This is a genomic window from Rhabdonatronobacter sediminivivens (assembly GCF_013415485.1).
GTDB lineage: Bacteria > Pseudomonadota > Alphaproteobacteria > Rhodobacterales > Rhodobacteraceae > Rhabdonatronobacter > Rhabdonatronobacter sediminivivens.
In genome coordinates this window covers 1-24,759 of sequence record NZ_JACBXS010000043.1, presented here as the reverse complement: position 1 = coordinate 24,759, position 24,759 = coordinate 1, and the positions used below count along the sequence as shown (strand labels likewise).

Below are 24,759 nucleotides of genomic sequence, written 5' to 3'. Positions count from 1 at the left end.
TCAGCGACCGGCTCAGCGCGTCTGGCGATGCTCCGCGTGGTCGGTGCGCGGTGACGGTGAAGATGCGCGGTGGTCGTCCGGTGAAAGGGAACGCGGAAGAGTGCCGTGGCGCGGTCGTCCATTGAGCAGCGATCAGGATGGCTGCGTCCTCCGGGGCGCGCTGACCCCAAGTGGCCCCCAGCGCGCCACAACCATGCTCTGGGTCCAGGGTAATGCGTCCATCAAGCCTGTCCCGGATACGGTGACCACGCTGTAGGCCCGATCCGCTATCCTCAAGCTTCTCGCCCGGCGCTGGCGGTCGCGTGCCTCAGCTCTGTGGTCAGCAGCGCCGGTTCGCGCCAGCGGGGTCGTGCGATCACCGCACCGCGCAGAAACGCGCGCTGGCGGGCCTCCTGGTCTGACCGCACCGCGACCACCACCCGAAGCATGGGTCGACCTCAGCGAGCGTCCCAGCGAGTCTGGCGGTGCATCAGGCGGTCACCAATGGTTCGGCAGTGCTGATGCGTGAAGTGATGACGACGCGCCGCCTATACTGTCCCAGCCCGAGACCTGCTCAGACACGCCGAACCATCTCTTTTCTGACTGGGTTCATCATACACAAACCGAACACGCGCGGAACGACCGCAGACAGTTCAAACTCTTCTGCAACAGGACTCGGGCTAACCCGAGCGGTTCGCCGGAAGCAGGTCGTCCACACACGTTTCTCCGATTTTCTTGATTGTTATGTAAAGTCATGAATCTGTAATTTCATATAACAATCAAGAAAATCGGAGAAACGTCCTGCAGGCACGCTGCGAATCTAAAGCTGCCTCGGTCCGATGAAGAGCTTGACCGTCTCGGCATGTTCTACTCAGCCCCTCGTGGGGTCACCAGTCATGTATACTGAACAGGTAAGTTCTTCCCGGTGGTGCGAGGCCCACCTGGGGCACTCCACCTCTAGTCACAGGATCGACACAGAGTTGCGGCGAGAAGACACAGCGTCCCGGTCGGAGGGTCTCGTATTCACACGCGCTGATCGACCGGCCCTAGCTCGGGTTCTCATCCGGATCCCGCTGCAGGCTTGCTGCGCGCCTGGCATTGCGCTCGACGATACGAGCGGCCAATGCGGAATTTATCTCCTCGTCTGACATGCCTCGTTTCTGGCGGCGAGCTATCCATGCTTCGTCCGCAGCGCGGTCTGACTTCGCTTGACGGTCAGCAGGTGACATATCCTCATAACGTCTTTTCTGGCGATCGGCATCGCGGGCGAGTGCTTTCTCCTTGTGCTCGGATACACTTGAGGCCTCGATCTTCGAATAGGGCCGCACGGAGCCGCCCTGCGCTTCTGCATACTCCTGCCGCTGCCGTTCCTTCTGTCGCTCATAATCTTCAGGGTCGCGCTGTGATTTCCAACGTAACGCATTTCTTTCAGCGCATTTGCGTTCATTGTCGGCTTCGAGCTTCGCAAGGTATTCCCGAATCAGATTTCTCATGGTTTCAGAAAGGCCGTGTGACTTCTTCGGTTCTTCAGGGTCTGTGTCCATGTTTCCGGTTCCGGGCAGGTGTTTCAAAAGAATGTCTGACGCCTCGATCGGGTGACCTGGTGCTGACTTGGCTCACCAGACTATCAGCGGCCCTGGGCTGATCCGATCCGATCTTTCGCTTGCTCACCTACGCCTGGATTTTGGCTCGGTCAACGCGAACGAGACTGGCGCTCGCGGCCGACGGCACGCCCGATCGTCCGCAGAACGAGCGAGGGTGGATCGCGGTGCGTAAATGCCTCACCTCGGCCTCCAGTGCCATCGCAGACTCACCAGGAGCCGCCCTGGAGGCCGTGCACATGCTTGTGCAGGCACAATATGCAGCACCCAGGCGAGGCGCCAGCCAGCGGCGCGCTCAGGCGCTCTGGTGTGGTGGCCATTCCAGCTGCCACGGGGATCGGGAAAGGCGGCAAGCCGGGATCGATGGCTGGCTCTGCATCGGCGCCACGCACCTCGGTTATGGCCCATCGTAGGAATCCTACGCGGTGCCCACTCGGGCGTCTTGCGGAAATTGCTCGAATGTGGGGTCGATCGGCGGAACCATGGCGGGACGAATATGCGTAGAAATCCTACGACCGAAACGGGATCACGTTGTCACCGCGCATGAACGCCTTCGCGCCCTCGCTTTCGATCGCCTTGATGGCTGCGTCGCAGGCGTCGCTGTCCGAGGCGAACTGCTCGTCCCAGACATGGCTCGTGTTCTCCGGGTCCACCACTTCGAGCGTCCAGGCGCTGTCGGTCTCCAGCCGGTAGATCTCGATCCTGAAGCGCACACCATCGTTCAGCACCGTCATGCTCTTGCCGGATGTCACGATGTTTGGCTCGTCGTCATCGTCGATCATGGGCTGTCCTGGTCTGTTCTCGTTCACGGCTGAGTATGCCGTGCGCAGCGGCTTGGTCAATGCCGTCAAGCAGCCAGCGCGCGGTCGGGGTCACCCTTCGGTATCTTCCGGGTCGCGTCCAGTGTGTGTGCGCACGTGCTGTGATCCCTCGGGACATACCAAAGGACCCACGCGGAAGCCCTGAGAGCCGCGCTGAGCGCGTTTCAGTGGCTTGGTGCCGGTATAGGGCTGACCCGACCGAGATGCCTGTCAGGGACGCTCCCACGCGCTCTGACGAGGGGCGGTGCTCCCGCTCGGATCGGGATTGGAAAAGGCAATATGCCGGGACCGATGGCCGGATGCGGACCTGAGCCAAGAGGCTCGGTCGGACACCGGGAATGGCCATGACGGCTATACCACTGCCCCTCGGAAACGGCAGCGAAGCGGGGTCGATCGATGGACCTGGAGCGGTGGCACGACGAAGGCCGTAAGCAGCTCTCCCGGCGACGTCATGTAAGATGATGCCGGTCCCAAGATAGGTGTTGCGAATAGTGTCGGTGTTGGTGTAACTGTAATTCATCAGAGGAGAATCACCATGCCACTGTCCAATGCCGAGAAAGTCCGCCGCTACCGTGAACGCCAGAAGGCGAAAAAACAGGAGGAACTGAAACAGCCCACCCCGCCCAGCGACGTCTTCAGAAAACCGTTCTTCGAGTTCTTTCCGCCGGACTATCAACGCGGCAGCGCCTACGTTGAGTCGCTTGAGCTTGCTGGCATGGAAGCACTGCTTTTCGAGGACGATAGTGGCCCCGAGAAAAGCACCCTTGACGAGATTATCGGCGATGATGGTCAAGATGATGCCGAGAACTTCTTCGGTCAGTATGCCGGCTCGTCGCTCGGCAAGGCCGAGGTGCTGATCGGATGCATGCTCGATTCCGTTTTCGATCTGGCATCCGAGGTGAACAACTACAAGAAATCCGAGATCAAAGCCCGTATTTCAGAGATCGAGGCGTCCGACCTGTCTGACCCGGAGGCAAGGCGTGCTGCGTTCGCCAAAGTGGCAGAATTGAACCGCCTGCTAGGCGAACTCGACAAGACTATCCGATTGACGATGCCGCAGTGGAAGGTCGAACTACCGCCCGGCCTGGTTGATCGCTGACACCGGTCCTGGCGACCTCATCGGTCCCATTTTTGCTTTCGGATGAGCCTCGGCTCAACCGTTAGGGCCACCTGCGACCCTTCGCAAAAAAAACGTCTATCGCACGGTGCTCCGCGCCGTGCCGGTCCCCGCTTGTCTGCCGGGCGCATCAGCTTGCGTCTCGGATCGATGTCGAGTGCCCCGCTCTACCCACCCCCATCACCTCCAGCCTCAGAAGGGAAAGACCCGATGAACATCCACACGACCCTGCCTGTGATCTTCCACCCCTGGAACAGGCTCACCGAAGAGGAGCGCAACCGCCAGCTCATCCGTCATGCCCAGCGCCGCGGCGGCTTCGCGGTGACGCTGAACATGAAACCCGATTTCGAAGAACGTGTCCGGCACGCCGAGGTTCCGATGCGCATGATCGGCAAGCGCATGAACAGCGAGTTCAACCGGCATGACCTGCGCAGGTTGCCCATCCTGATGATGCTCGAAGCGACCAGGCCGGACGGCCGCCTGCATCTGCACGGTGTCTACCTCGCCAACGGTCTGCCGAAGCATCGCATCCACGAGGCCATGCGTCGTGCCGTCGGTTACGTCGAAGGCCGCAGCGGCTCGCGTCAGGTCATGTCCAAGGTGATCACCGCTGCTGATGGCTGGCACAACTACATCCACAAGGACTGCCGCTGGACGCGCCGGCTCCACGCTCTGGCGGCCGATGCCCGCCTCTGCTGGATCTCCCATGCCATGACCGCCACCGTGCGTGAGAGCTACGAGAACAAGCGCCTCGGCAAGACCCCTGCTGCCAACTTCGTCACGGCACCGCTCGCCCACGACGCTTGACCGAGGCCGGCGGGACCAGGGACCGCCGACCGGGTTCTTCCAACCACCATCGATCTTCCCCGAACGCGGCCCCCAAGGCCGTGACCACCCCAGCCATGCCGGACGTTCCGGCGCACATCAGGAGAAAACCATGACCGAACAGTCCAAGCCCTCGTCGATGAACGAAGAAGCATCCTTGGTCCCGATTATCAGCCCCATCCCGGAGGATGAGATGGCCTACGAAGACCCCCTGCTGGCTGAATTGTATGCGATCGGCGCGGATAGCGTGTCGGAGACGTCGTGCAAGAAGTCGCCGATCCCTTTGCCGAAGGACGAGATGAGCCTGGACGACCGCCTGCTTGCGGAATTGAACTCGATCCGTGCGCCTGACGAACCGACCGATGAGCAACCGGCCGCGCCCGACGTCGACCATGAGCCGGCCAAAGAGCAGGTGTCCGAACCGACTGCCGAGCATGATGCGGCCTCGCCGTCGCCCAACTCGGCGTTGCCGACCAACGCCGCCGACAATGTGGTCCCGTTGGCCCCGCTGACCCCTGCCGCTTCGACCAGCGCCACGGACAGCGTGATGCTGACCGCGATGTCGCCGACGAAACCGGCGGTGTCGATGCCCGATGGCTTCGCGCTGTTCTCCGACGGCATCTACGAGATCCCCGCCGATGACACCGCCGATCCGGTCTTTGTCTGCTCGCCGCTGCGTGTCGATGCCATCTTTCACGATCTCAATGGCAAGGGGTCGGGCAAGCTGATCAGTCTGCGCAATGGCAACGGCGACTGGGTGGAGATCCCTGTCTTCAACGCCAGTATGCTCCGGCGGCCGACCGAGGTGATCGCCAAGTTGATCGATCACGGCCTTGAACTCGCCTGGGGCAAGGAGGCGAAGGACAGCCTGCTCGTTCTGCTGAATGCGTGGAAACCGGCTCAGCGGCTGCGGACGGTCCCGCAGCTGGGCTGGGTCGATGACAGCTACAGGGCCTTCACGCTCGGCAGCAACGTAATCAGTGCTTCGGATGTCCTGGCGCTGGCGCCGGCAACTGGCATCGCCACCGGCCTGGTGACGAAGGGCACCGCCGAGGACTGGAAGGCCAAGGTCGGCACCCTGTGCCGCGACAACCCGCTGATGATCCTCGCCGTGTCGCTGGCCTTCTCCGGGCCGCTGCTGGCGCCGCTCGGTCTCAACGGCGGTGGCCTGCACTTCCGCGGCGTCTCCTCGTCGGGCAAGACGACGCTCTTGCACCTTGCGGCCTCGGTCTGGGGCGATCGGCGGCTCATTACCCAGTGGCGGGCCACCTCCAGCGGCCTCGAAGCCATCGCGGCGACGCTGAACGACATGCTGGTGCCGCTGGACGAGATCGCCGAGATCCCGGCCCGGGATCTGCACGAGGCGATCTACATGCTCGCCAACGGCACCGGCAAGGCGCGCATGACCAAGGATGTCGTGCTGGCCGACCAGGCCCGCTGGAGGCTGGCGCTGATCTCCTCCGGCGAGATCAGCGTCGAGGAGAAGCTGCGCGAGGCGCGCCTCGGCGCGATGGCGGGTCACGAGGTGCGGCTGATCGACGTCGAAGCGGACTGCCGCACCCATGGCGCCTTCGACAATCTTAACGGTGCCGCCAGCGCCGCCGAGTTCGCGGACACGGTGCTGAACGCGGTGCAAGATTACCATGGTGCGCCCGGGCGGGTCTTCGTCGAACGGCTCATCGGTGCGACCTCGGGTGGCTTTGGGCGCGTTCATGCTACTGTGAGCGATCTCGCCCGGAAGTGGACCTCCGAATTGCCGAGCGCCCCGGACGGTCAGATCACCCGCGTCGCACGGCGCTTCTCGACCATCGCTGTTGCAGGCACCTTGGCGACGAACATGGGACTTACCGGATGGATGGAGCATGCCGCGCGCGACGCGGCAAGGCAGGCGTTCCTCGACTGGTATGACCACCGCTACGGCACGAAGCGCGAGGCTGTCGCGGACTATGTGACGCCCTTGAAGGACTTCCTCACTGCCAACCTCAACGCGCTGCCCGATCCGTCCGTGGCCCAGTCCGCTTCCGTCACGCCGCTCGGCTGGTGCGACGCTACGCATGCCTACTTGCCGGTTCAGACCTGGTCGTCGATCTTCGCGGGCGCCGACGGAACCAAGGCAGCCCGGGCGCTCATCGACATGCAGCTGATGCAGCCGGGCGAAAAAGGACGTCTGATGCGCAAGGCGCCGCGCGCCATTCCGGGTCGGCCGCGTCTCTACACGGTGAACATCGCGCGCGTCAGGGCCTACAAGCCTGACTGATCGTGATCTCCGCGGGGCTGGTCCCACTGGCCCCGCGGTCCCTTGGTCCCAGAGCGGCTTGGAGCAGCAGACGGGATCACATCTGGACAGGCCGCTTGAAATCTGTAGCTCGGCGAGGAGCTTGAAGAGTGTATGTGGCCCAGCCGTTGCCAGGCGGTCTAGCCTGCCGGGGGGGGGAGGCGGCGTCGGCATTGCGGCGCTCGGCCATGTCGCTAGCTCGGCGGAGCTGGCTGGGGCCGAGCAGTTCAATCTGTTCAATCTGCTGGCGCAGATGAGCGAGGCGCTGGCTTCCGGCTCAGGGTGGACAATTTCTACCTTTTCCTCGAACCGATGCCCTACGAAATTCCAGAAAAAGTTGTCCCCGAAGTCTTCGGTCCAAACCCAGCATCCATTTTTTCCCCTTGGCTGCACGGCAGCCAAACCTGCAGAAGCTGATCGCCAAACCATCGGTGGCGGACCTCTCGAGTGACATAAAGAGCAAGTGCCGAACGGACTCGAGAGACCTTAAGTTGGATCGTATTTGGGTCGCCACCGGGAGCACCGCCGTGTTCGATCATGACCTGATCGAGGATTGGCTGTGGAAGGGAGCTGTTGAGAGCGAATTCCAGATCCACTCGTCTTTCCCATTCAAGATCCCCTTCGACCCCGATCCGGTCGGATTTGCTCGTGTCGACGCTCACCGTTCTGGACGGAACAATGTCGACAAAACCAGATCTTCCCTCATTTACGCCCTCCACATGTCCTCGAAAATGGAGCCTCGGGCCCGCTCTGACGAGCGTATGGGGACTGAAGACATAGGAATTCACGCCCGAGCGGGCGACATAACTGATCAGCACGGCTCGCTTGTTCGCACAGGCGCGATAAATTTCACGGAAAACCCTAGTTCTTGTCGCATGACCCACGCTCGTTGGGAGGTCTTCGATCGGGACACCGAAGCGCGCGGCCTCTCCCGACGAGTTCGCGATGATCTTTTCGCCGAGGACAAGACCGAAGATCTCGTCCGGTGTGGTTGGCGCATAGACAAGGCTGTCCGGCTCGGTGTCATCAGGAAATGCCCACTTCACTCCGACCTTTGTCATCCGCCTCGGATGCTTGGAAGTGTAGGCGTCAATGACCCGCCTTTGAGCATGCGACCGCGTGATGCCGAGGGTGTTGGCAACCCTGGAAGCGCTCAGATTCCCCTCCCAGAACCCAAGATACTCGATTATTAGGCCATCCATTATAGATTATCCATTGTGTGCGAATTATATACACTAATAATCATTTGTGGTTATCGCAAGCTGAAGTATGGTTTCCCAAGAAAAATGGAGGGAGAGCATGCGCATCCGCATCCGGTTCTCAAGCGGACCTCGACCCGTGAGGTTCACAGACAGCATGAACGCTGCCCTGGTTGCCGGATTGGCAGCCGCCGGTATTCCGTCCTCTCGACTTGTCGGCGAGCGGGCGGCGCCATGGACCTTCGGGATGGAGGGGGAAATCCTGGAGGGTAAGGGACGACTGGTCCGATCGGTGGTCGTCTCGACGCCCGATCAGGAGCTTGCCGAGGCGATGACGCGCCTCGATCCACCCACGATTTCCGTCCGGTCCGGAAATGGCGACAGGATCGACGGTGATGGTGCGACAATCTCGGTTGCGGACGAACTCGTCCCTGGCACCGAAGAGGTGATGATCACCTTCATCAGCCCCTTCGTCTTGATGGCCAAGAAGGCAGGGCGAGAAAAGACCGTCTTCTGCGAAAACCTCCCGACCTCCACACTGTCCGAAGTCATGAAGGCTGGCCTCGAGAAACGCGCTTTTCGCAGGCTGGACCTGTCAGTTTCCGTTGACCCCCTGAGTGCCAGGATCGACGGCCGACGCAAGCACCTCACCCATTACCGGAGGCTGAAAAACGGTAGGAGCCTCATCCTGCCTGGCTTCATCGTGCCGCTGACCCTCCGGGGCAACCCCGAGGATGTCCGTTTTGCCTACCTCGCTGGCTTCGGGGCGAAAACCCGCGCCGGGAACGGCTGCCCAGCCCTGATGTCATGAGGTCACCATGCTGATCCATTCGAAAGAACTCTTCGAGGAATTCACGCGCCGGGTGGTGATCGGGGGAGCATTCAGTCCGGAAGAGCGTGCGCGGGACGGAAGGCTTCTGAGCGAGAAGGCTGCGCGCGACATCTTGGCAAGAAAGCGGATCGATGACCGGTCTCCGTGGCTCATGCGCATCTCCGGCAAGGGCGGGTATGTCCCCGGCCCGGCCTTCGAGACTCGCAAGCGGTTTCGCAACGTCAGCCTTCTCGACCATATCGTGTCCGTAGCCCGCGGTGCGGCGGTGTTCGCCGAGATCGATCTGCGTGGTGCCAGCGTTGCGGAGACGGAGATTCGGACACGGGTCGCCCGCGCCATCGTCATCGGCTTCCTCCATGATGCCGACAAGATGCTCGGGAAGGAGCGCAGCGAAGATCTGTCGACTGACGACATCGATCTCCTGATCCAGCGATACAGGATCCAGTCTTTCATGGATTGGTCCGGTGTTCGCATGATCCCGGCGGACATGCTGTCGATGATTCATGGTGTCGAGGTCAGCCGAAGCGGATCGCTGCGCCCTGGCATGCGGCTCCTGAGTTCACAGGAGGTCGGGGACTGCACCTATGTCCGGCTCGCTGATCGTCTCGATGGCATCTTCCTCGACTCGGACAAGGGGATTGATGTGATCGTAAGCGAGCTCTCCACCTTTTCCGGCCTTCGCAGCGACGCCTTGAAGTCCGGGTGGCGGGCGATCCATGTCCGGTCACCGCACACCCCGTTCCTTCTGAGCGATCTACAGCGCGCCCTGTCGCGGGCGACGGTCGAGATCACGGGCATGCCGCCATTGATCGAAACGCACCATGATGGGGATCTGCTCGCCATCATTCGCGAGAGCGCTGCCGAGCAGGTTATCGAGACAGCGACGGCGCGCGCGACCAGACGCCTGAACCTGAAGATGCGCGTCATCACGAACCCTCGCGGCACGCGCAATATCCTCGACGGAGGTGCAGACCACAGGGACCTCATCGAGGTTCTCACCGGCGACTCAAGAGAGGCTTCGAAGGCCTTGTTCATCAATGTCGACCTGCTCTCGGGAGGTGAGGACCTGCGCGACGGGGTCGACGAGACCTTCCTGCCGTTCGATTTCCCGGCCAACTTTGCGGGTCTTGAGAAATTCTCCGGTAGACACTACCAGCCTTGGCCGGTCCGAGACGACAATTCTGACATGCTGCGCGAGCTGAGGACCAGGGCTGCAGCGCTCGCGGTTGGGCTTGGCTGCCAAGAGCCCAAGGACAGGACCCTCTCGGAGCGCGTCCCCGACGCGACCATCCGAGAGGACGAGTTGCGCAACGCCCTGGAATGCGCAGGGTATGACATCCCTGAATGGATCCTGTCGATCACCCACAAGCTCAGCCGTCAGACCCTGATCTCGGTCTTCGCGGCCTGCCTGATCCCGCAGGACAACGACTTCGAGGAGGCCATTCTCGGCAATGACGGTCTGCTGCATCTGTGGCTTTGCGGCGACGGAGAGGGCCGCGAAGGCCTCCTTGCCAAGAACGCCGGAGCGGGGTCTTCCCTTGCCTATGCCGCTGAGGCATGGCTGTCAGGCATCCTGAAGCGCAGCTATATCGCGGCAGATGAAAACGCCCCTGGTCGCTGCCATTTCACCAACATCCCTGTAGATCTCGAAGGCCGGATCGACACGAAATCCGGCCTCGATGGACTGAAGACCAGCGCCTTCTCGGGGCGCGAAGGACGTCCCGAGGCGTTCGACAGCTCCAAGTCGCAGACGCTGGTCGCGGCGCCGGCCGCAGCGGAGCATCGGCTGCGCAGCCTACTTGGCGAGGGACGTTCCGGTGATGTGCCGGCCTATATCTCCACGCCAACTGCGATGGGCCTCTTCGCCACGCTGAACATGGCTGCCAGCCAGGATTTCCTCCAACTCGACCAATATGATCTCGCGCGTCTGGAAGTGAAGCCGGGCAAGTTGGTTTACCCCGAGTCCCAGACCTTCGGGCAACTGTTGATGTTCGGTCGACACGTTTCGATCCCCACGAAAACGGCTGAGTCCGTCAAGATGGCGCGCATGATGATCTTGGCTGCGCAGCGCATGGGGCGCCCAGTGCATGTGTTCCGCGGCCTGCCCGAGCCGCAGAACGCCTTCGTTCATTTCGATTTCCTGCCACCCGCCATCGAACGTGGCCTTGGTGGAAGGTCCTTACGCATCGAGCAGCTTCCGGGCGCTGCACGTATGCTGCGCGTGGTCGAGGAGATGATGGAGACATCCAATATCGGCATCGAGGTTGCCCTTCGCTTTGCCGATCCCGCGACCCGCTTCGGAGCGGCCTGCGAGGCTCTGGCAACTATAAACCGCATGACCGAGGCCGCCGCCGCGCGACTGACCAGCCTTAAGATCACCCTTCAGGAAACAGCCAGGAGCAGGGATATCCCCATGACCGAGACCGACAACGTGATCATCGATTTCGCGCGCGCCATGACGCGCGTGCAGGGCGCACCGCGCCGCGAGGCCAGCAATGCCGAGCGGACCCTCGGTCTGCGCATCGCTTTGGAGGCGCTCGAATCCTGCGTGAAGACGATCAATCAGAACGGCACCGAGACCATTGTCGCCGCCATCGCCGGAAGCCTCGAAAACGAATTCGATCGCTCGTCGCGCATGGCCTGGCGCGGCAAGGAGCGTGGCCTGCTGTTCCCGCGCAAGGCCGCCGCCGAGGCTGCGACGATCTTTGTCGAAAAGGTCTGGCCAGTCGCCTTCAAGTCGCGGCCTCCGGCCTCGAAGGCGCGCCGGATCGCGATGGCGGTCTACCAAGTGGCATTCGAGACAGAGTCCTATCGGCGCCGGGAAATCGCTGATGCGCCAGCCCCCGCTGAAACTGCATGACCTTTTCAGAGGAGACCCTTGTCATGACGTTCCATTCCATTCGGCCCTTCATGGGCGATATAGACGCCCTTATCTCGGAGGCGACCGACACTGACGGCAAGACCTATGCCCAGCCGGCCTTCAAGAACCTGGGCTCCGTCTCGATCGTGCTGGTCCGTGAGGTCATCTCGCCGGCCTCCTTCCGCAATGCCGATGCGGAGATCACCGACATCGAGGTTGCCGGCCGCCGACATGTCCGGGCGGTCGCCAACAAATTCAAGTTCGGGGAGCGGGCGCGCGGCCTTCAGGTCCTGCGCCACTTCAACGCCGGAGGCGTGTCACCGCAGAACCGAACGGCCTTCCACAAGAACGAGCGGCCCTCGGCGAAGTTCGATCTGAATGCCTTCGTCTTCGGGGACAGCGCCAACCACGGTTCGCGGGTCCTGCCGGTGAAAGCCGCGGCCCAGTATTCGGATGCCGTGTCGGTTCAGGACTACGGCGATGCGGTGGATCTGACCTTTCACAACCGGGCCTCCGAGGATGGGTCGCTGTTCGATGCCCAGGGCAAGAAGAACTCGACCAACATCTTCGAGCGCCATTTCATCAAGCCCGGGACGCTCCTGATCCAGACGATCTCTTTCAATGGCCGAACCGCCCCGATCGAGGCGCTGGAACACCTGCTCCTGAGCGTTGGCCTTGCAGGCGCCTATGGCGGGGCCACCTCGATCTATGGGATCAACGTCCGCAACCACATCGTGGGCATCTATGGCGGTCGCTTCGAGCGCGATCTTGTCAGCCCCTATGTTGCCCTTCAGACCCTGCGCGGCCAGCTGATCGACGGCTCCGACGCGACGGCGGTCGTGGAAGCCCTCGCCGCAGCGCATCGCGCTGCCTGGAGTGTCGAAGTCCAGGGCCGTGAGGTTCATGCGGCCCAGGTGGCGTTGATCGATCGCCTGGAAGGCGGGGATGAGGTCATGGCTGCGGGTTACACCGAGACCGCCGCGAAGCTGCGCAGCTACTTCGATCTCTGGTTCGATGGGGTCAGCTGATGCCCGCCCCTCAGGCAACACCGGTCACGGCGGTCACCCTGACCCCGTTCCACTACCACAGTCTGGCGGTTCCTTCGGGGACCGCCACCCTAGCCAGGTTCCTGGCTGACAGGTCCATGAGCTATGCGATCGGCGGGGCGCTCGGAGCGTTGCGCCCTTCGGTTGTCCTTCCCGAGAAGGATTACCGCCGGGATCTGGCAGCTCTTCCTTGGCTTTGCTCGGTCTTCGAGGCACGAAATCCTGCCCTTCTGCCACCGATCGGGAAGCGCCTGAACCTCGATGCCGAGGGCGGCTATCCGAAAAAGATCATGGACGCGACCGGCACTGGGAACCTGAAGACATGGTTCTTTATCCAGGAGGTTCCACCCGGCGTCGTCTACGACGGTGCGATCTTCGGCCCGGATCCCTTCGATATGGTCTCGCGGCAGGAGGGGCGCGAGGTCGGCCAGATCGTTGTGCGCACCGGGCGCCATCTCGGCGGCCTTGTCGCGCTCACGCGCGCCAATGATCCCTCCCATGTCCGACTGAACGCCCATACCGCGAATCTCTTTGGCATGGACCCCCGAACCGAGGAAGCTCTGTCGGTCGATGTCTTTGCGCTCTACGATATGCAGTTCACCAGGCCGATGGAACTTGCCGCCGCGGCCGAGATCGTCGGCGCCTGGCGCGGCTTCGAAGGCGGCAGGCCATGAAGGAAGCGCTCGACTTCACGATTCCGCGGCATGCCGTTCCGTCCGATCCTGCGTCTGGATTGTCGCCACTGCAGGCACGGATGCTGGACGATCCGGCAAAGGTGCGGATTTTCTCCGCGCCCACGGGCGCGGGGAAGAGCTATGCCTTCCAGAAGGGCATGCGGGAGCGCGGCGACAGGATCCTCTTCATCGTCCCGACGCGTCGCCTGGCACAGAACCTCTCCGAGGGACTCGTCTCGGATCTGATGCGAGAGGGTATGGACCGTGCTGCGGCCGAGTCCCAGGTCATGGTCTGGACCTCGGATGCCCGGATGAAGCAGGAAGAGCAGAACCCAGGCCTCAAGACCCGTGATCTGAGGATCGCGCAGGCTAGGGCTGAACGCGGCGGCGCCAGGGACGGCTTCATGATCATCGCGACACCCGAGAGCGTCGCCTGGTATCTGCTCAATCCGGCGCTGCGGAAGGATGGTCAGGACCCCGAGAACATCCTCGACCTTCTGCGCCTCACGCATGTGGTCTTCGACGAATTCCACACCATCGACGCCCGCGGGATGGGGCTGTCCTGTGCGCTTGCCACGATCACGGCGCAGGCGATCGGCGCGGCCAAGATCACTTTCCTGTCGGCCACGCCGATCGATGTGAAGACGACGCTCACCAGCTTCGGGATCCCGGAAGACGTGATCGCGATCGCCGAGGAGGTCGTGGTGACCGGTGACCCGGAAGAGACGGCCGGAATGCGGGCGATCCATGGCGACGTGGAGGTCCGGATCGAGACCGGGGATGGCTTTTTCGACGCCCTGAACACACATCGGGCTCTTATCCTGAGCACGATGGCGCGTGAGGATGATGGGGCCCAAGTCGTCCTCATCTATGACTCGGTGCGCCAGCTCCTGCATGACAAGCTCCAACTCGCCGAATGGTTCGAAGGTATCGGCGTCGGACCGGATCAGCGGCTTGCGGTCAACTCGTCGGATGACAGCGTCTCTCGTGAGATGGATGGACTCTTCACCATCGGTCGGAACACCGATCCGCGTGGCTTCAAGGTTCTCGTCGCCACCTCGAGCATCGAGATGGGCGTGACCTTCAAGGCGGGGCTGATCATCATGGAGCCCGGCCACGATGCCTGCTCCCTCGTCCAGCGCATCGGGCGTGTCGCCAGAGGAGACCTGCCCGGCACCGTGGTAGTCCAAGCCTCGCAACGGGCGATGGACCGGCATGGCTGGCTGCGCAAGCTGCGCATGGAGCTCGACGGCGAGCCGCCCGTCATCCCGATCGACCGTTTCAACGGGCTTGTTCTGCGCGCGGTCCGCCAGGGCTTCGATGTCACCCCTGCATCCTTGGATGACGAGCGAGGTAGCTTCCGGCGCATGCCGCAGTCCGCGATCTGGGTGGCCGGTCTCTTTTGGGCCGCCCTGGAGAAGAAGACCCACTACAAGGGTATGCGCGACACTCTGCGGAGTTTTCGGCCGCGTCATGCAGCCCGGATCGGAGCGCTGCTCGGCGATCTCGAGCGCACTAACCTCGACACAGCACGGACATGGCTCCGGGCTTTTTTGGATGAGGCGAAGCGGCTGCGCGTGATCCTTCCCAAGGTCACCCTCGTGGATCCTTTCGGACGGCGCAAGCAGATCCCGTGGCTTCTCTATGCCTCGACCGAAGACCTGTTGCGCAGTCCTGCCCGCATCAACCCCGATGGTGCCATCGAGGTCCAGGTTGACCGCCCCCTGATCGAGGTCGAAGGCGCGCTCGGCGGCCGCTTCGTCCAGCGAACAGAGGAGGCGCTCTTCCCACACACGGGTCGGCGGATGACTTTCGAGCTTCTCGGTATGAAGGAGGCCTGGCTCCGTGCCGCGGGTGCAGAGATGAACGACCCTGCGCTTTCTGGAGCTCAGGAGAGCGCTCTTCACGCAGCCTCCACCTTGGTCCGGCTGACGGGGATCGTTCCCTTCGCCCAGGAGGAGGGCCTGATGGATGGCGCAGCCCTCATCTTCTGATCTTGGCGCTTGGCGCGAGTCCGTGATGCGGTTTCGCGATCTGGTCCAGGAAGGGGACCTGCATGGCCTGCTGTTCCAGCACCTCGACCTCTGCACCCGTCGCGCCTGGCTTCATCTGCATCGGATCGACTACGCGCATCTTGAGGAGCGGATGCGCAAGGGATCTGTCGGTCATGATCTCCACAAGGCCCGGGATCGATCCGTCGAAGGCCTGATGGGCCTCGCCCCTGATCGGATAAATTGGGAGAAAGCCGAAGTGATCGAGGTTAAGGGGAGCGTGGGCGCGCGGTCCGCTGTTTCCTCGCAGACCCGCTTCTACGCCCTGCTGCTCATGGCAGCCACGGGACGGAAGTGGACGGCGGCGAACGAGATCACCGGAGGCAGAAAGCATCTACCGGTTCTGATCGACCGTGCCGACATCGACGCCATGAACGATATGGCAGAGCGCCTCGTTACCCTCGCCGGTGAGCCTGTCGCGCCGCCCGCGGGGCGAAAGCCGATCTGCGGCTCGTGTTCCTATCGCATGCTCTGCGGATATTGAAAATGGAAACTCTCTATCTCACCAAGGACGTCAAGATCGCCCGCGAGGACTCCACGCTCGTCGTGATCCCTGCAGCCGCACCGCGTCGGCGGGTTCCGATCGAAGGGCTCAAGCATGTCATCGTCGCCGGTGAAGCGCAGCTGACAACGGCCGTTCTCGGCCTGTGCGGACGCAACGGGGTAAGGATGACGATCCTTGACTGGAACGGGAATGTCACGGGGACCTTCGAGCCGAAGGGTTCCCCATCCTCAGGGCGGGTCAGGGTGCTTCAGTCTTCCGCCTTCACCGATCGCTCGCGCCGGCTCGGATTGGCCCGCCTGATCGTGGAAGGCGCTGCCGCGAACATTCTCGCTAACCTCCGCTATCGGAAGTATCGCGGCAATACGCGCATCGATCTATCGATATCGGGTATCGAGGCGATTGCGGAACGATTGCCGAAGGCTGACAGAGTTGAAGCCCTGATGGGCCACGAAGGACAGATCAGGGCATTTTACTACGAGGCCTGGCCACTGATCGATCAACGGCTCGCCTTTGGCCCAAGGCGTCGGCGGCCTCCGAACAATCCGATTAACTGCCTGATCTCTTGGTTCAACGGTCTCGCCTATACGTTGGTCAAGAACGAAATCTCCAAGACTCATCTCGACGACAGCATATCTTTCCTGCATGCCGCGCGCGAAGCTCGATCATCGCTTGCGCTTGATCTGTCCGAGATATTCAAGCCAGCCATCTGCGACACGATCATCTTCGAGGCCGTGCTCAAGGGGCGGATGCAGGACAACTGGTTTCACCAGGAAGACGGTGTGTGCCGCCTTTCCGAGAAGGGACGCGCCGAAACGCTAGAGATCTGGGTTAAGAAAACCGAAGAGCGGGTTCAGGGGGAAGAGTCATACCGGGAAATCATCCGTTCCGAGGCTCTGGCGATCGAGCGTGACATCCTCGGCATCGCGGCCTATCGGCCTTGGCGCAGGAAGATCTGATGTTCTTGGTCATCACCTATGATGTCCAGGCTGATCGGACAGAAACCTACAGGAAGCTTCTGACGAAATTCCTGACCCATGAGCAGAACTCCGTATTCGCAGGTGATCTGACTGAATCCGAATACATGAAGCTGCGAAGAAGTCTCTCTCGACTTGCAATTCCAGGTGATCGGATCCTTCAGTTCAGCGCGAAGAACAGGCATAATGTCAAGGCGTCCAGCTTCTCGAAAAACCACGGGAACGGTGCTCTCGAAGAGCGAGACCTCTTGCACCACAGTATGGGATCCTTGATACTCTGAGCTTCGGATTGACATCGTGAAAAAAACCTTGACGACGGTAGTCGAAATTGCTGCCATGTGATCACCCGAACTCCGGGATTCTGGGTGGCTGGGTGAGTCAAGATATTGAAATGTGAATGGTTCCTGTTCCCCATGAGGGGTTAGGAGAACACGGACGGGTCTGGACCGGCCGCAGAATTTAACGGGTTCCTGTTCCCCATGAGGGGTTAGGAGATGCCGCAGACATGGGCGATTGACGTGACCGGCCCCGGTTCCTGTTCCCCATGAGGGGTTAGGAGCGGGGCGGGTGTATCTCGCCTACTTTGTTGGGCGCCGGGTTCCTGTTCCCCATGAGGGGTTAGGAGCTGCGCGAACTCGGGCAGTTGCGCGAGGAACTGAGAGTTCCTGTTCCCCATGAGGGGTTAGGAGGCCGCCGAAACGCCCCGTCTGGAGGCTGCACGCGCGCGTTCCTGTTCCCCATGAGGGGTTAGGAGTTGTTGAGTGCGCGCTCGACCCGCAAGGAGCATCTGGTTCCTGTTCCCCATGAGGGGTTAGGAGACGCCCGCATCATTGCTCCACGTCACGCCATCCCACAGTTCCTGTTCCCCATGAGGGGTTAGGAGAATGCAATGCTTGTATGCGTCGAAACCCTGGCACCAGCGGTTCCTGTTCCCCATGAGGGGTTAGGAGGCTTCGGGGTGACCTGATTTCGGCGGGGAAGCTACAGGTGTTCCTGTTCCCCATGAGGGGTTAGGAGATGAACACGCTATCCCGCGTCTTTGTCTTGGTGGCCCGGTTCCTGTTCCCCATGAGGGGTTAGGAGCACACACAAGCCCGCCGCGTTGGCCGCGCCGCAGCGTGTTCCTGTTCCCCATGAGGGGTTAGGAGGACTTCTACAAGCTGCGCTGCCTGCGCAATTTCCGTGTTCCTGTTCCCCATGAGGGGTTAGGAGGAAGGCGTCGAACGCGATCGCCGCGCCCTCAAAGCCCGTTCCTGTTCCCCATGAGGGGTTAGGAGCTGTTGTTGACCACGACAGGCTGCTTGCGGCGGCGCAGGTTCCTGTTCCCCATGAGGGGTTAGGAGGAGCATGAAGCAGGTTGCGAACTGCCGTTTGACGCCCGTTCCTGTTCCCCATGAGGGGTTAGGAGAGATGAAATACAGGGCCTTGATCGGGATGATCTGCGCGTTCCTGTTCCCCATGAGGGGTTAGGAGTGACCGCAAGACGTGGAAGCGCGAGGTCGCGGTGGCGTTCCTGTTCCCCATGAGGGGTTAGGAGGCGCCGGAAGATGATGACGGCAACGCCGCTGCGAAGGCCGGTTCCTGTTCCCCATGAGGGGTTAGGAGATGGTTGTGGGCGAGGGTGCGGAAGGCGCGCAGGCTGTTCCTGTTCCCCATGAGGGGTTAGGAGCTGGCTGGACGCCAGTTCACCGCGCTCCGATCCGAAGTTCCTGTTCCCCATGAGGGGTTAGGAGGAGATCAAGCAGCCACTATGCGCGGAGACGTTCGGCGTGTTCCTGTTCCCCATGAGGGGTTAGGAGAATTTGTTCACGAGCCTGCAGTTCGTCGGCATCACACGCGTTCCTGTTCCCCATGAGGGGTTAGGAGACGGTGCGCGCGGGATGGGATGATGGCGACGATCTCGTTCCTGTTCCCCATGAGGGGTTAGGAGTTCCTTCGGGCGGTGGGCTTTGCGCTGACCGAGGGGCGGTTCCTGTTCCCCATGAGGGGTTAGGAGCCGAGGGCGAGATTGACGCGCTGTCCTGCATTCAGGTTCCTGTTCCCCATGAGGGGTTAGGAGACATGGAAGGTGCGCGACACCATCCTTTATGATTTCGGTTCCTGTTCCCCATGAGGGGTTAGGAGATCACGGGCCTCAACGGCGTCAAGCTTCCCGGCCCCGGTTCCTGTTCCCCATGAGGGGTTAGGAGAGTGAGCAGGGCAGCATGCGTTGGATGTTCAACGACAGTTCCTGTTCCCCATGAGGGGTTAGGAGAAGCTGACCGTGTGCGGCGTGACCCGGTATGGATACGGGTTCCTGTTCCCCATGAGGGGTTAGGAGGGAGGGGGGCCAGCACCGACATTGGCGACCGGCCCGCGACGGCGTTCCTGTTCCCCATGAGGGGTTAGGAGTGTGCCTGTCCGTCGCCGTGGGTGACTGGACCGGCGCGGGTTCCTGTTCCCCATGAGGGGTTAGGAGAGGTGTGGCAGCTTGGTCTTGACTTCCAGCAAGCCGCGTTCCTGTTCCCCATGAGGGGTTAGGAGGCGGAGCGGGTCCAGTGCGCGGTCATACTTGGCTAGCAGTTCCTGTTCCCCATGAGGGGTTAGGAGAAGGCGTGGTGGCTCGGGCTGTTGCGGCCTTGACATGTTCCCGTTCCCCATGAGGGGTTAGGAGAGCAACGGGGAGCAGCCCGCGGTGATGGAAGCTTCGCGCGCATCTTTCGAAAGTTCGTGCGCGCCGAAAAGTAAGCTCACGCGATCGCCTGAATCCCCTTGCGTGCAATGACGTCGAGCAGGCGCGCAGAGGGGCCGCTCGGCTTCTTCTTGCCCTGCTCCCACTGGGACACCGTGCTCGGGCCTACGTTCAGATACTTCGCGAACACGGGCTGGCTGACCCGGTTCTTCTCGCGAATGGCGCGCACATCGGCGGCGCTGAATTGCTTGACCTGCGGAACTGCCAGTTCCTCGATTTCGCGTAGGGTCGCCTTGTCCATGGCGCCGACCTTGTGCAGGTCATTCGCGAGGCCGAGCGCCATATCCAGAATATCGCTGTGCTTCTTCATTGCCCTGCCCTTCTCAACGCTCGGATCGCTCCGGCCTTTTCGAGTTCTGCGATCTGGTCATCCGAAAGCTTGAGCATCGACTTCGCGACCAGTTTCAGCGCCTTCTCCTCTTTCGCCGTGATGTTGCCCTTCGAATTCTTTGGGAAACCATGCAGGAAGAAGATCCTGTCGCTGTCGCTCTTTCGAAAGCAGATGATCGTCCGGTAGCCTCCCGACTTACCCTTCCCTTCCCGAGCAAGGCGCATCTTGAACAAGTAGCCACCCAGATCGGCATCAACGTTTCCGTTGAAGGCCTCCTCGGCCGTCTCGATCAGGGTCTCGTCGCCGATAGCTTTGTCTGCGGCCCACCGGCTGAACTGCTTCTCCAGAAAGATTCTCACATCACCCCTATCACTTAGTGATACACTTTTCAAGTTCAACCCTCCCTAGCGCCTCACCTGAACTGGCTAGGGGTGGAGAACTATACGTAATTACGCAATCATGCGTTTACGCTTTTCAAGTATTCCGCAAGTGCGCGCTCCAGAATGTCCTGATGGGTCTGATCCGTCGTGGCTGCATGCATCCGAAGACGGCGGTATGTCTCGCCATCGAGAGCAAGCGTGAGGCGCTTCTCGCCTTCCCGCTTCTTTGGTGCTGGTTTCGTCGCGGCGCTTGCAGGTTCGGACCCACGCTGAGGAATACCGGTATCGGCTGGACGATTCTCCGTATTCAGCAGTCCGTCGAGAGTTACAGCCTTCTTAGCCATGGAGAATGCCCTTCACATAGGTCCAGATAGCGGTGATCTCTGCCGCAGCCTTGCCATCCGAGGTCTCGGTGACCCCCTGCCCTGTTGCCCCGGTTTCCGCATAGCTGACACGCTGAGCGATGTTGATCGGCGCCACGCGACCATGCTGCGCCAGGACACGCGCGGCTTCCTCGGTGATCTTCGCCCTCGGCGTCTGCGACAGTGCGAACGCAAACGGCACCCGGGCGTGATTAACGGCAGCGATGGTTGCTCCTACAGCACGCAGGTCATCAGGTGACGGCCTGACAGGGATCAGCGCGAGATCTGCGGCTCCCAGGGCTTCTGACAGCCACTCCGGAGCTGCAGGAGGCGTATCTATGACGCAGAGGTCGAACTTGGCGTGCGCGGCTTTCAGCGTGGCCCTGAGCGCCTCTGGAGAAGGGTCTCTCTCCAGCATGGCAGGTGTATCTGCTTGGCGACCTTCCCACCACGCCCTGAGCGAGCCTTGGGGGTCAAGATCAAAGCACAGCACACGTAGTCCGTCCTGAGACGCGGCTACGGCGATGTTGCGCGCGAGGGTAGTTTTCCCGGCGCCGCCCTTCTGAGCAGCAATGACGATGGTTTTCATGAACCCATCCTAACGCAAATACGCAGCCGCGCAACGTCGCATCCGCGCAATTGGGCATATGCGCAGTTACGTGGTGAGGGTGGCCCGCGGTTGCCTGGATGGCATCTCAGAGACGCGGTTGATGAGTTCAGTGCCGGAGCTGGCCCTCAGGCAGCAGAGAAGGCAGGACACGCCCATCTTCCGCGAATGTGCGTTTACGTATTTACGTGCGCCTTCTCCAAGCTGTATGAAGACTCTACCGACGTAGAGTGTCTATACGAGCGTCTGATTTATGGGAGGTGTAGCACATCCCCCATTGACGTCTCAGCAGTTCTGGCGTATCAGGGATGTATTACATCCCCCATGAGGTGCACGATGACCGTCGAGAAAGTTTGCGTCCGTATTCCCGCAGCTCGTAAAGACGAACTGCTGGCGATCGCGAAGCGATGGCGGGACGCCGAACGAGGACCTGGTTGGGATGCGAAGGTCATCCATCAGATCGCCAGAGAGCATTTCGGCGGGCTTCTTGGAATGTTTGAGCATCATGACTGGCCTGAGCGCGGCAGTGACATGATGCGCTTCGTGCAGTCGCACGTGAAGACGACATACGGATCGGTAGACGCATTCGCTGAAAAGTTCACCCAGGGCAAACCGAAATGAAGTTCGTCACCTACCTCCGTGTCAGCACCGACCGGCAAGGAAGAAGCGGCCTCGGTCTCGAAGCACAGCGCAAGGCGGTCGCAGACTATGTTCTGGGCAAGGGGGAGATCTTTGCCGAGTTCGTCGAGATCGAGAGCGGCAAGAAGAACGACCGCCCGCAACTCGCGCGCGCTCTGGCCGAAGCGAAGCGGATCGGTGGGGTCCTGCTCATTGCCAAGCTCGATCGCCTCGCGCGCAACGTCGCCTTCATTGCCAACCTTCTGGAAAGCGGCGTGGAGATCGCCGCAGCTGACATGCCTGAAGCGAACCGCTTCCTGCTGCACGTCATGGCAGCTGTCGCTGAGCATGAGGCCCGCATGATATCGGACCGCACGCGCGCAGCTCTGGCAGCGGCCAGAGAGCGTGGAGTCGCTTTAGGATGGTCAATACCAAGCAGGGCAGGGGAGCAGCGCCAGGCAGCTCGCAAGGGCGCTGCAGCCAATGCACGGAAAGCCGATCAGCATGCCGCGAACATCCTTCCGGTCATCCGCAGTCTGGCAGCACAGGGCGCATCACTTCGAAAGATCGCATTTGAGCTGAATAAGCGTGAGATCCGAACCGCCCGCGGTGGACGCTGGCACCCCGCCACGGTCCGCAACCTGATGATACGCAAATGCGCAGATGCGCAATTATGAGTGTCAGGGCCTATTCGCTGCCATCTTGTCACACCTCAAGATGAGCACTGCGAGGTTGCAAGGATGGAGCATCACCGCAGTTCGTCGCCGATACGAGGGGACACCCCCTGGTGAGATTCTCGTTTCTCGAAAGAGCCCTTGCCGCGCGGTGACGATGCAGTCCGGTTCCTTGCCACCCTCAGTAGATGAGGATTTACGCATCTGCGGATTTGCGCACTTAAGGGCGCCCTCTCAGATCGAACCACTTCCGGCAGAACCCGAGAAACGCCATCTCCGGGTTTTTCGGGGCTTCGCCAACCCAGGAGCGCCATTCCTGCTCGATCACGCGGACATCCCAGCCAGGTGCAGCCTCTCGCGCCAGCTCATATACGTCCGCATCAAGCGGTGGGACAGCAACAGGCGCCACGACAGAGAGCTCTCCTCCGACCGTGCCCCGGCTTAGGACAGCAAGCTGATCCTTGTCTGCATCGAACCGGATCTCGTAGTCAGGCATATGCCCATACTGTTCATCCTCTTCGGCGATCGCAGTTACCAGGCGTCGAAACTCGCGCAGCGACGAGCCTGAACCACACTTCTTCTGCAAGAGCTTCAGGCTGACCCGCCATTCCTTCTGACGACCGCAGTGCTTCCGTGCCAGCTCGTAGATTCTGCGCTCCAAAGGCTTTCGAAGCCGGAAATACTCGCGGCTCAGCGTCAGGACTTCATGCGCGCGTATTGCGTTGAATACCCAGTCGGAGAGCTTGATCTCAACCTCCTGCATCCGGCCTTCACGCGTCTCGCGCACGATCCTGGCGCGCTCTATCAGGCCGAAGGTTTCGAAAACTTCCTGCCCCCCAGTGGTAATGTTGGTCGATATACGTGTCCCGGCCAGCCTCTCCATGGCAGCCTTCAGAAGATCGTAACCGCGCCCAGTGATCATGCGGTTGGTGGCTTTCAGAAGGTCTGAGGCTTGGAACCGGACGATCTGTTGCGGCTCCTTCCCCTCGTTCATCCCCTTGATGAGCTGACTGATGCAGTAGATCAGCACGTCTCGGTCATGCACTGTTGCAAGCCCATCCGATGAGGGCTTTACCTCGATGGTGATCCCGTTGTGCTCATACTTGCGCGGGCGAGTGTCTGGCTTGGTGGAAAGCGAGAAGATCGGATGCTCCATTGACCCGACATCAGCTTTCGGAGCAGCATCGAAGATGTCGCAAACGAAAAAGTCCCCTTGCGGGTGCCGGTCAGGAAGTAGGGGATAGTCACTCACCATCAGATGCCTTCGACACTTCACACACACCTATGGTTACAACGACACTTCACACACAGTAAAGCAAGAAACGACACTTCACCCACGCTCCTCCGAGCAACGACACTTCACACACACCGAATCACCACTTTACACACGCCGAATCACCACTTTACACACGGGGGGTGCCGGTAAGACTCTAAGAACGCTTAAGAAAACACGGTATTTTTCGCCTTAACACTATATTTAACACTATATTTAACACACAGAGGCTGTGGATAAGTCTGTCTAAGGCCTCGTCAGAAGCTCGATGCGCCGATCTTCGCATGCGCCAGAACATCCTTCCCCGGGAACCGGCTGACTTTCCCTCCGTGCGACCCTCAGCCGCCGCCCCGTCCCATGTCGAGCGCCTCGCGCAGCGCGCGCACGCGCGTCGGCGTGACCCTCGGGTCACTGCCGCAAGAGATGATGCGGATGAACTCGACCCACGCGCGCTCGTTCGGGGTCAGCTCCTCCCACGACCCGGACGGGGCCGTGGGAAGCGTGAAGGTGGTGTCGTCCATGTCACGCCCGGTCATGCGAACCGGTCCCCGCACATGAGAGGTCAAGTCACAGCTCATTTCCCGAAGATCCCCCGCAGCGCGGTGCGCGCGCGTCCGGTCAGACGCGGGTCGCTGTTGTCGGAAGCATCGCGGATTTCGGCCAGCCAGCCGCGCTCGTTCTGCGTGACGGGCGTGCCGAAGATCTCGGTGATGGCCTGCGCTGCCGTCGCGCCTACCGCCTGGTCGAGCGCCAGACGCATGAGCATCGCGGGATCGACCTCCAGCGCCTTCGCCAGCGAGGGCACCCGGTCGAGCGGCACCTTGTTGCGCCCGTTCTTGAGGAAAGTCATCATATTCGCGTTGGCGAAGCCCGCCTCGCTGGCGATCTCGGCCTGGGTCTTGCGGTGCGACAGGTCGCGGACGCGGTCTGCGATCAGCTTCGCGGTCGGGGTATTCTCGTAAGGATTCATGCTGTGCTTTCTGCTGTGTGTGGTTGGTCACAGCACATACTTACCGCGTGGTGC

General features: G+C 61.3%; 23 protein-coding genes and 1 CRISPR repeat array. Of the genes, 13 read left to right on the top strand and 10 right to left on the bottom strand.

The genetic code is table 11. From position 1 onward, the window contains the following. Positions 1 to 1,025: 1,025 nt before the first annotated feature. Together HUK65_RS15565 and HUK65_RS15560 are read right to left on the bottom strand one after the other, a co-directional pair. On the bottom strand, positions 1,026 to 1,523 hold the full coding sequence (locus HUK65_RS15565; protein WP_179907195.1) for a hypothetical protein: 498 nt from the start codon (positions 1,521 to 1,523) through the stop codon (positions 1,026 to 1,028). A 566-nt stretch (positions 1,524 to 2,089) separates the two neighbouring features. Further along, positions 2,090 to 2,362, bottom strand: a complete 273-nt coding sequence (locus HUK65_RS15560; RefSeq protein ID WP_179907194.1) for a hypothetical protein — start codon at positions 2,360 to 2,362, stop codon at positions 2,090 to 2,092. Between the two features lie 574 nt (positions 2,363 to 2,936). Between HUK65_RS15560 and HUK65_RS15555 the strand changes: the two genes are divergently transcribed. The 3 genes from HUK65_RS15555 (at position 2,937) to HUK65_RS15545 (ending at position 6,600) form a co-directional block, all read left to right on the top strand. Continuing rightward, a complete protein-coding gene (locus HUK65_RS15555; RefSeq protein ID WP_179907193.1) occupies positions 2,937 to 3,500 on the top strand; it encodes a hypothetical protein in 564 nt (187 codons plus the stop codon). A 228-nt stretch (positions 3,501 to 3,728) separates the two neighbouring features. After that, complete coding sequence (locus HUK65_RS15550) at positions 3,729 to 4,325, top strand: hypothetical protein (protein ID WP_179907192.1); 597 nt, start codon at positions 3,729 to 3,731, stop codon at positions 4,323 to 4,325. Between the two features lie 130 nt (positions 4,326 to 4,455). After that, positions 4,456 to 6,600: a DUF927 domain-containing protein gene (locus HUK65_RS15545; RefSeq protein ID WP_179907191.1), complete on the top strand. Its 2,145-nt coding sequence runs from the start codon at positions 4,456 to 4,458 to the stop codon at positions 6,598 to 6,600. Positions 6,601 to 6,935: 335 nt separating this feature from the next. On the opposite strand, the gene HUK65_RS15540 is transcribed toward HUK65_RS15545, so the two are convergent. Further along, positions 6,936 to 7,820 (bottom strand): hypothetical protein, encoded by an 885-nt coding sequence (locus HUK65_RS15540; protein ID WP_179907190.1) that lies wholly within the window; start codon positions 7,818 to 7,820, stop codon positions 6,936 to 6,938. Between the two features lie 154 nt (positions 7,821 to 7,974). On the opposite strand from HUK65_RS15540, the gene HUK65_RS15535 reads away from it, so the two are divergent. The 8 genes from HUK65_RS15535 to cas2 all read left to right on the top strand — a co-directional run bounded on the left by HUK65_RS15535 (position 7,975) and on the right by cas2 (position 17,040). After that, the gene (locus HUK65_RS15535) at positions 7,975 to 8,628 is read left to right on the top strand and encodes a CRISPR-associated endoribonuclease Cas6 (RefSeq protein ID WP_235442193.1); all 654 of its coding nucleotides are present in this window, start codon (positions 7,975 to 7,977) and stop codon (positions 8,626 to 8,628) included. A 7-nt stretch (positions 8,629 to 8,635) separates the two neighbouring features. Continuing rightward, complete coding sequence (locus tag HUK65_RS15530; protein WP_179907188.1) at positions 8,636 to 11,509, top strand: hypothetical protein; 2,874 nt, start codon at positions 8,636 to 8,638, stop codon at positions 11,507 to 11,509. Positions 11,510 to 11,532: 23 nt separating this feature from the next. Next, positions 11,533 to 12,537: a type I-D CRISPR-associated protein Cas7/Csc2 gene (cas7d, locus tag HUK65_RS15525; protein WP_179907187.1), complete on the top strand. Its 1,005-nt coding sequence runs from the start codon at positions 11,533 to 11,535 to the stop codon at positions 12,535 to 12,537. Positions 12,538 to 12,653: 116 nt separating this feature from the next. Then, positions 12,654 to 13,229, top strand: coding sequence for a hypothetical protein (locus HUK65_RS15520; RefSeq protein ID WP_235442192.1), 576 nt, complete (start codon positions 12,654 to 12,656; stop codon positions 13,227 to 13,229). Next, the gene (locus HUK65_RS15515; protein ID WP_179907185.1) at positions 13,226 to 15,223 is read left to right on the top strand and encodes a DEAD/DEAH box helicase; all 1,998 of its coding nucleotides are present in this window, start codon (positions 13,226 to 13,228) and stop codon (positions 15,221 to 15,223) included. The genes HUK65_RS15520 and HUK65_RS15515 overlap by 4 nt, the downstream gene beginning before the upstream one ends. After that, a complete protein-coding gene (locus HUK65_RS15510) occupies positions 15,201 to 15,764 on the top strand; it encodes a Dna2/Cas4 domain-containing protein (protein WP_179907184.1) in 564 nt (187 codons plus the stop codon). The genes HUK65_RS15515 and HUK65_RS15510 overlap by 23 nt, the downstream gene beginning before the upstream one ends. Positions 15,765 to 15,766: 2 nt before the next feature. Next, the gene (gene cas1 / locus HUK65_RS15505; protein ID WP_179907183.1) at positions 15,767 to 16,741 is read left to right on the top strand and encodes a CRISPR-associated endonuclease Cas1; all 975 of its coding nucleotides are present in this window, start codon (positions 15,767 to 15,769) and stop codon (positions 16,739 to 16,741) included. Then, entirely contained in the window at positions 16,741 to 17,040 is a 300-nt protein-coding gene (gene cas2, locus HUK65_RS15500; protein ID WP_179907182.1) for a CRISPR-associated endonuclease Cas2, read from the top strand. The genes cas1 and cas2 overlap by 1 nt, the downstream gene beginning before the upstream one ends. Positions 17,041 to 17,159: 119 nt before the next feature. Then, a CRISPR array of direct repeats spans positions 17,160 to 19,412; the repeat unit is 28 nt; unit sequence GTTCCTGTTCCCCATGAGGGGTTAGGAG. A 76-nt stretch (positions 19,413 to 19,488) separates the two neighbouring features. Here the strand turns inward: cas2 and HUK65_RS15495 are convergent. The 4 genes from HUK65_RS15495 to HUK65_RS15480 all read right to left on the bottom strand — a co-directional run bounded on the left by HUK65_RS15495 (position 19,489) and on the right by HUK65_RS15480 (position 21,152). Further along, positions 19,489 to 19,800, bottom strand: coding sequence for a helix-turn-helix domain-containing protein (locus tag HUK65_RS15495; RefSeq protein WP_179907181.1), 312 nt, complete (start codon positions 19,798 to 19,800; stop codon positions 19,489 to 19,491). Then, positions 19,797 to 20,180 (bottom strand): type II toxin-antitoxin system RelE/ParE family toxin, encoded by a 384-nt coding sequence (locus tag HUK65_RS15490; RefSeq protein WP_179907180.1) that lies wholly within the window; start codon positions 20,178 to 20,180, stop codon positions 19,797 to 19,799. Before HUK65_RS15490 ends, HUK65_RS15495 begins: the two co-directional genes overlap by 4 nt. Positions 20,181 to 20,278: 98 nt before the next feature. Continuing rightward, a complete protein-coding gene (locus HUK65_RS15485; protein ID WP_179907179.1) occupies positions 20,279 to 20,545 on the bottom strand; it encodes a CopG family transcriptional regulator in 267 nt (88 codons plus the stop codon). Beyond that, on the bottom strand, positions 20,538 to 21,152 hold the full coding sequence (locus HUK65_RS15480) for a ParA family protein (protein WP_179907178.1): 615 nt from the start codon (positions 21,150 to 21,152) through the stop codon (positions 20,538 to 20,540). The genes HUK65_RS15485 and HUK65_RS15480 overlap by 8 nt, the downstream gene beginning before the upstream one ends. Before the next feature lie 354 nt (positions 21,153 to 21,506). Here HUK65_RS15480 and HUK65_RS15475 point away from each other — a divergent pair, with 354 nt between their 5' ends. Both HUK65_RS15475 and HUK65_RS15470 read left to right on the top strand, forming a co-directional pair. Continuing rightward, the gene (locus HUK65_RS15475; RefSeq protein ID WP_179907177.1) at positions 21,507 to 21,791 is read left to right on the top strand and encodes a hypothetical protein; all 285 of its coding nucleotides are present in this window, start codon (positions 21,507 to 21,509) and stop codon (positions 21,789 to 21,791) included. Beyond that, positions 21,788 to 22,465, top strand: a complete 678-nt coding sequence (locus HUK65_RS15470; RefSeq protein ID WP_179907176.1) for a recombinase family protein — start codon at positions 21,788 to 21,790, stop codon at positions 22,463 to 22,465. Before HUK65_RS15475 ends, HUK65_RS15470 begins: the two co-directional genes overlap by 4 nt. 217 nt (positions 22,466 to 22,682) lie before the next feature. Here the strand turns inward: HUK65_RS15470 and HUK65_RS15465 are convergent, their stop codons facing one another. The 3 genes from HUK65_RS15465 to HUK65_RS15455 form a co-directional block, all read right to left on the bottom strand. Beyond that, on the bottom strand, positions 22,683 to 23,717 hold the full coding sequence (locus tag HUK65_RS15465; RefSeq protein WP_179907175.1) for a replication initiator protein A: 1,035 nt from the start codon (positions 23,715 to 23,717) through the stop codon (positions 22,683 to 22,685). Positions 23,718 to 24,073: 356 nt separating this feature from the next. Beyond that, positions 24,074 to 24,256, bottom strand: a complete 183-nt coding sequence (locus HUK65_RS15460) for a hypothetical protein (protein ID WP_179907174.1) — start codon at positions 24,254 to 24,256, stop codon at positions 24,074 to 24,076. Between the two features lie 53 nt (positions 24,257 to 24,309). Continuing rightward, positions 24,310 to 24,705: a helix-turn-helix transcriptional regulator gene (locus tag HUK65_RS15455; protein ID WP_179906709.1), complete on the bottom strand. Its 396-nt coding sequence runs from the start codon at positions 24,703 to 24,705 to the stop codon at positions 24,310 to 24,312. Between the last annotated feature and the right edge of the window lie 54 nt (positions 24,706 to 24,759).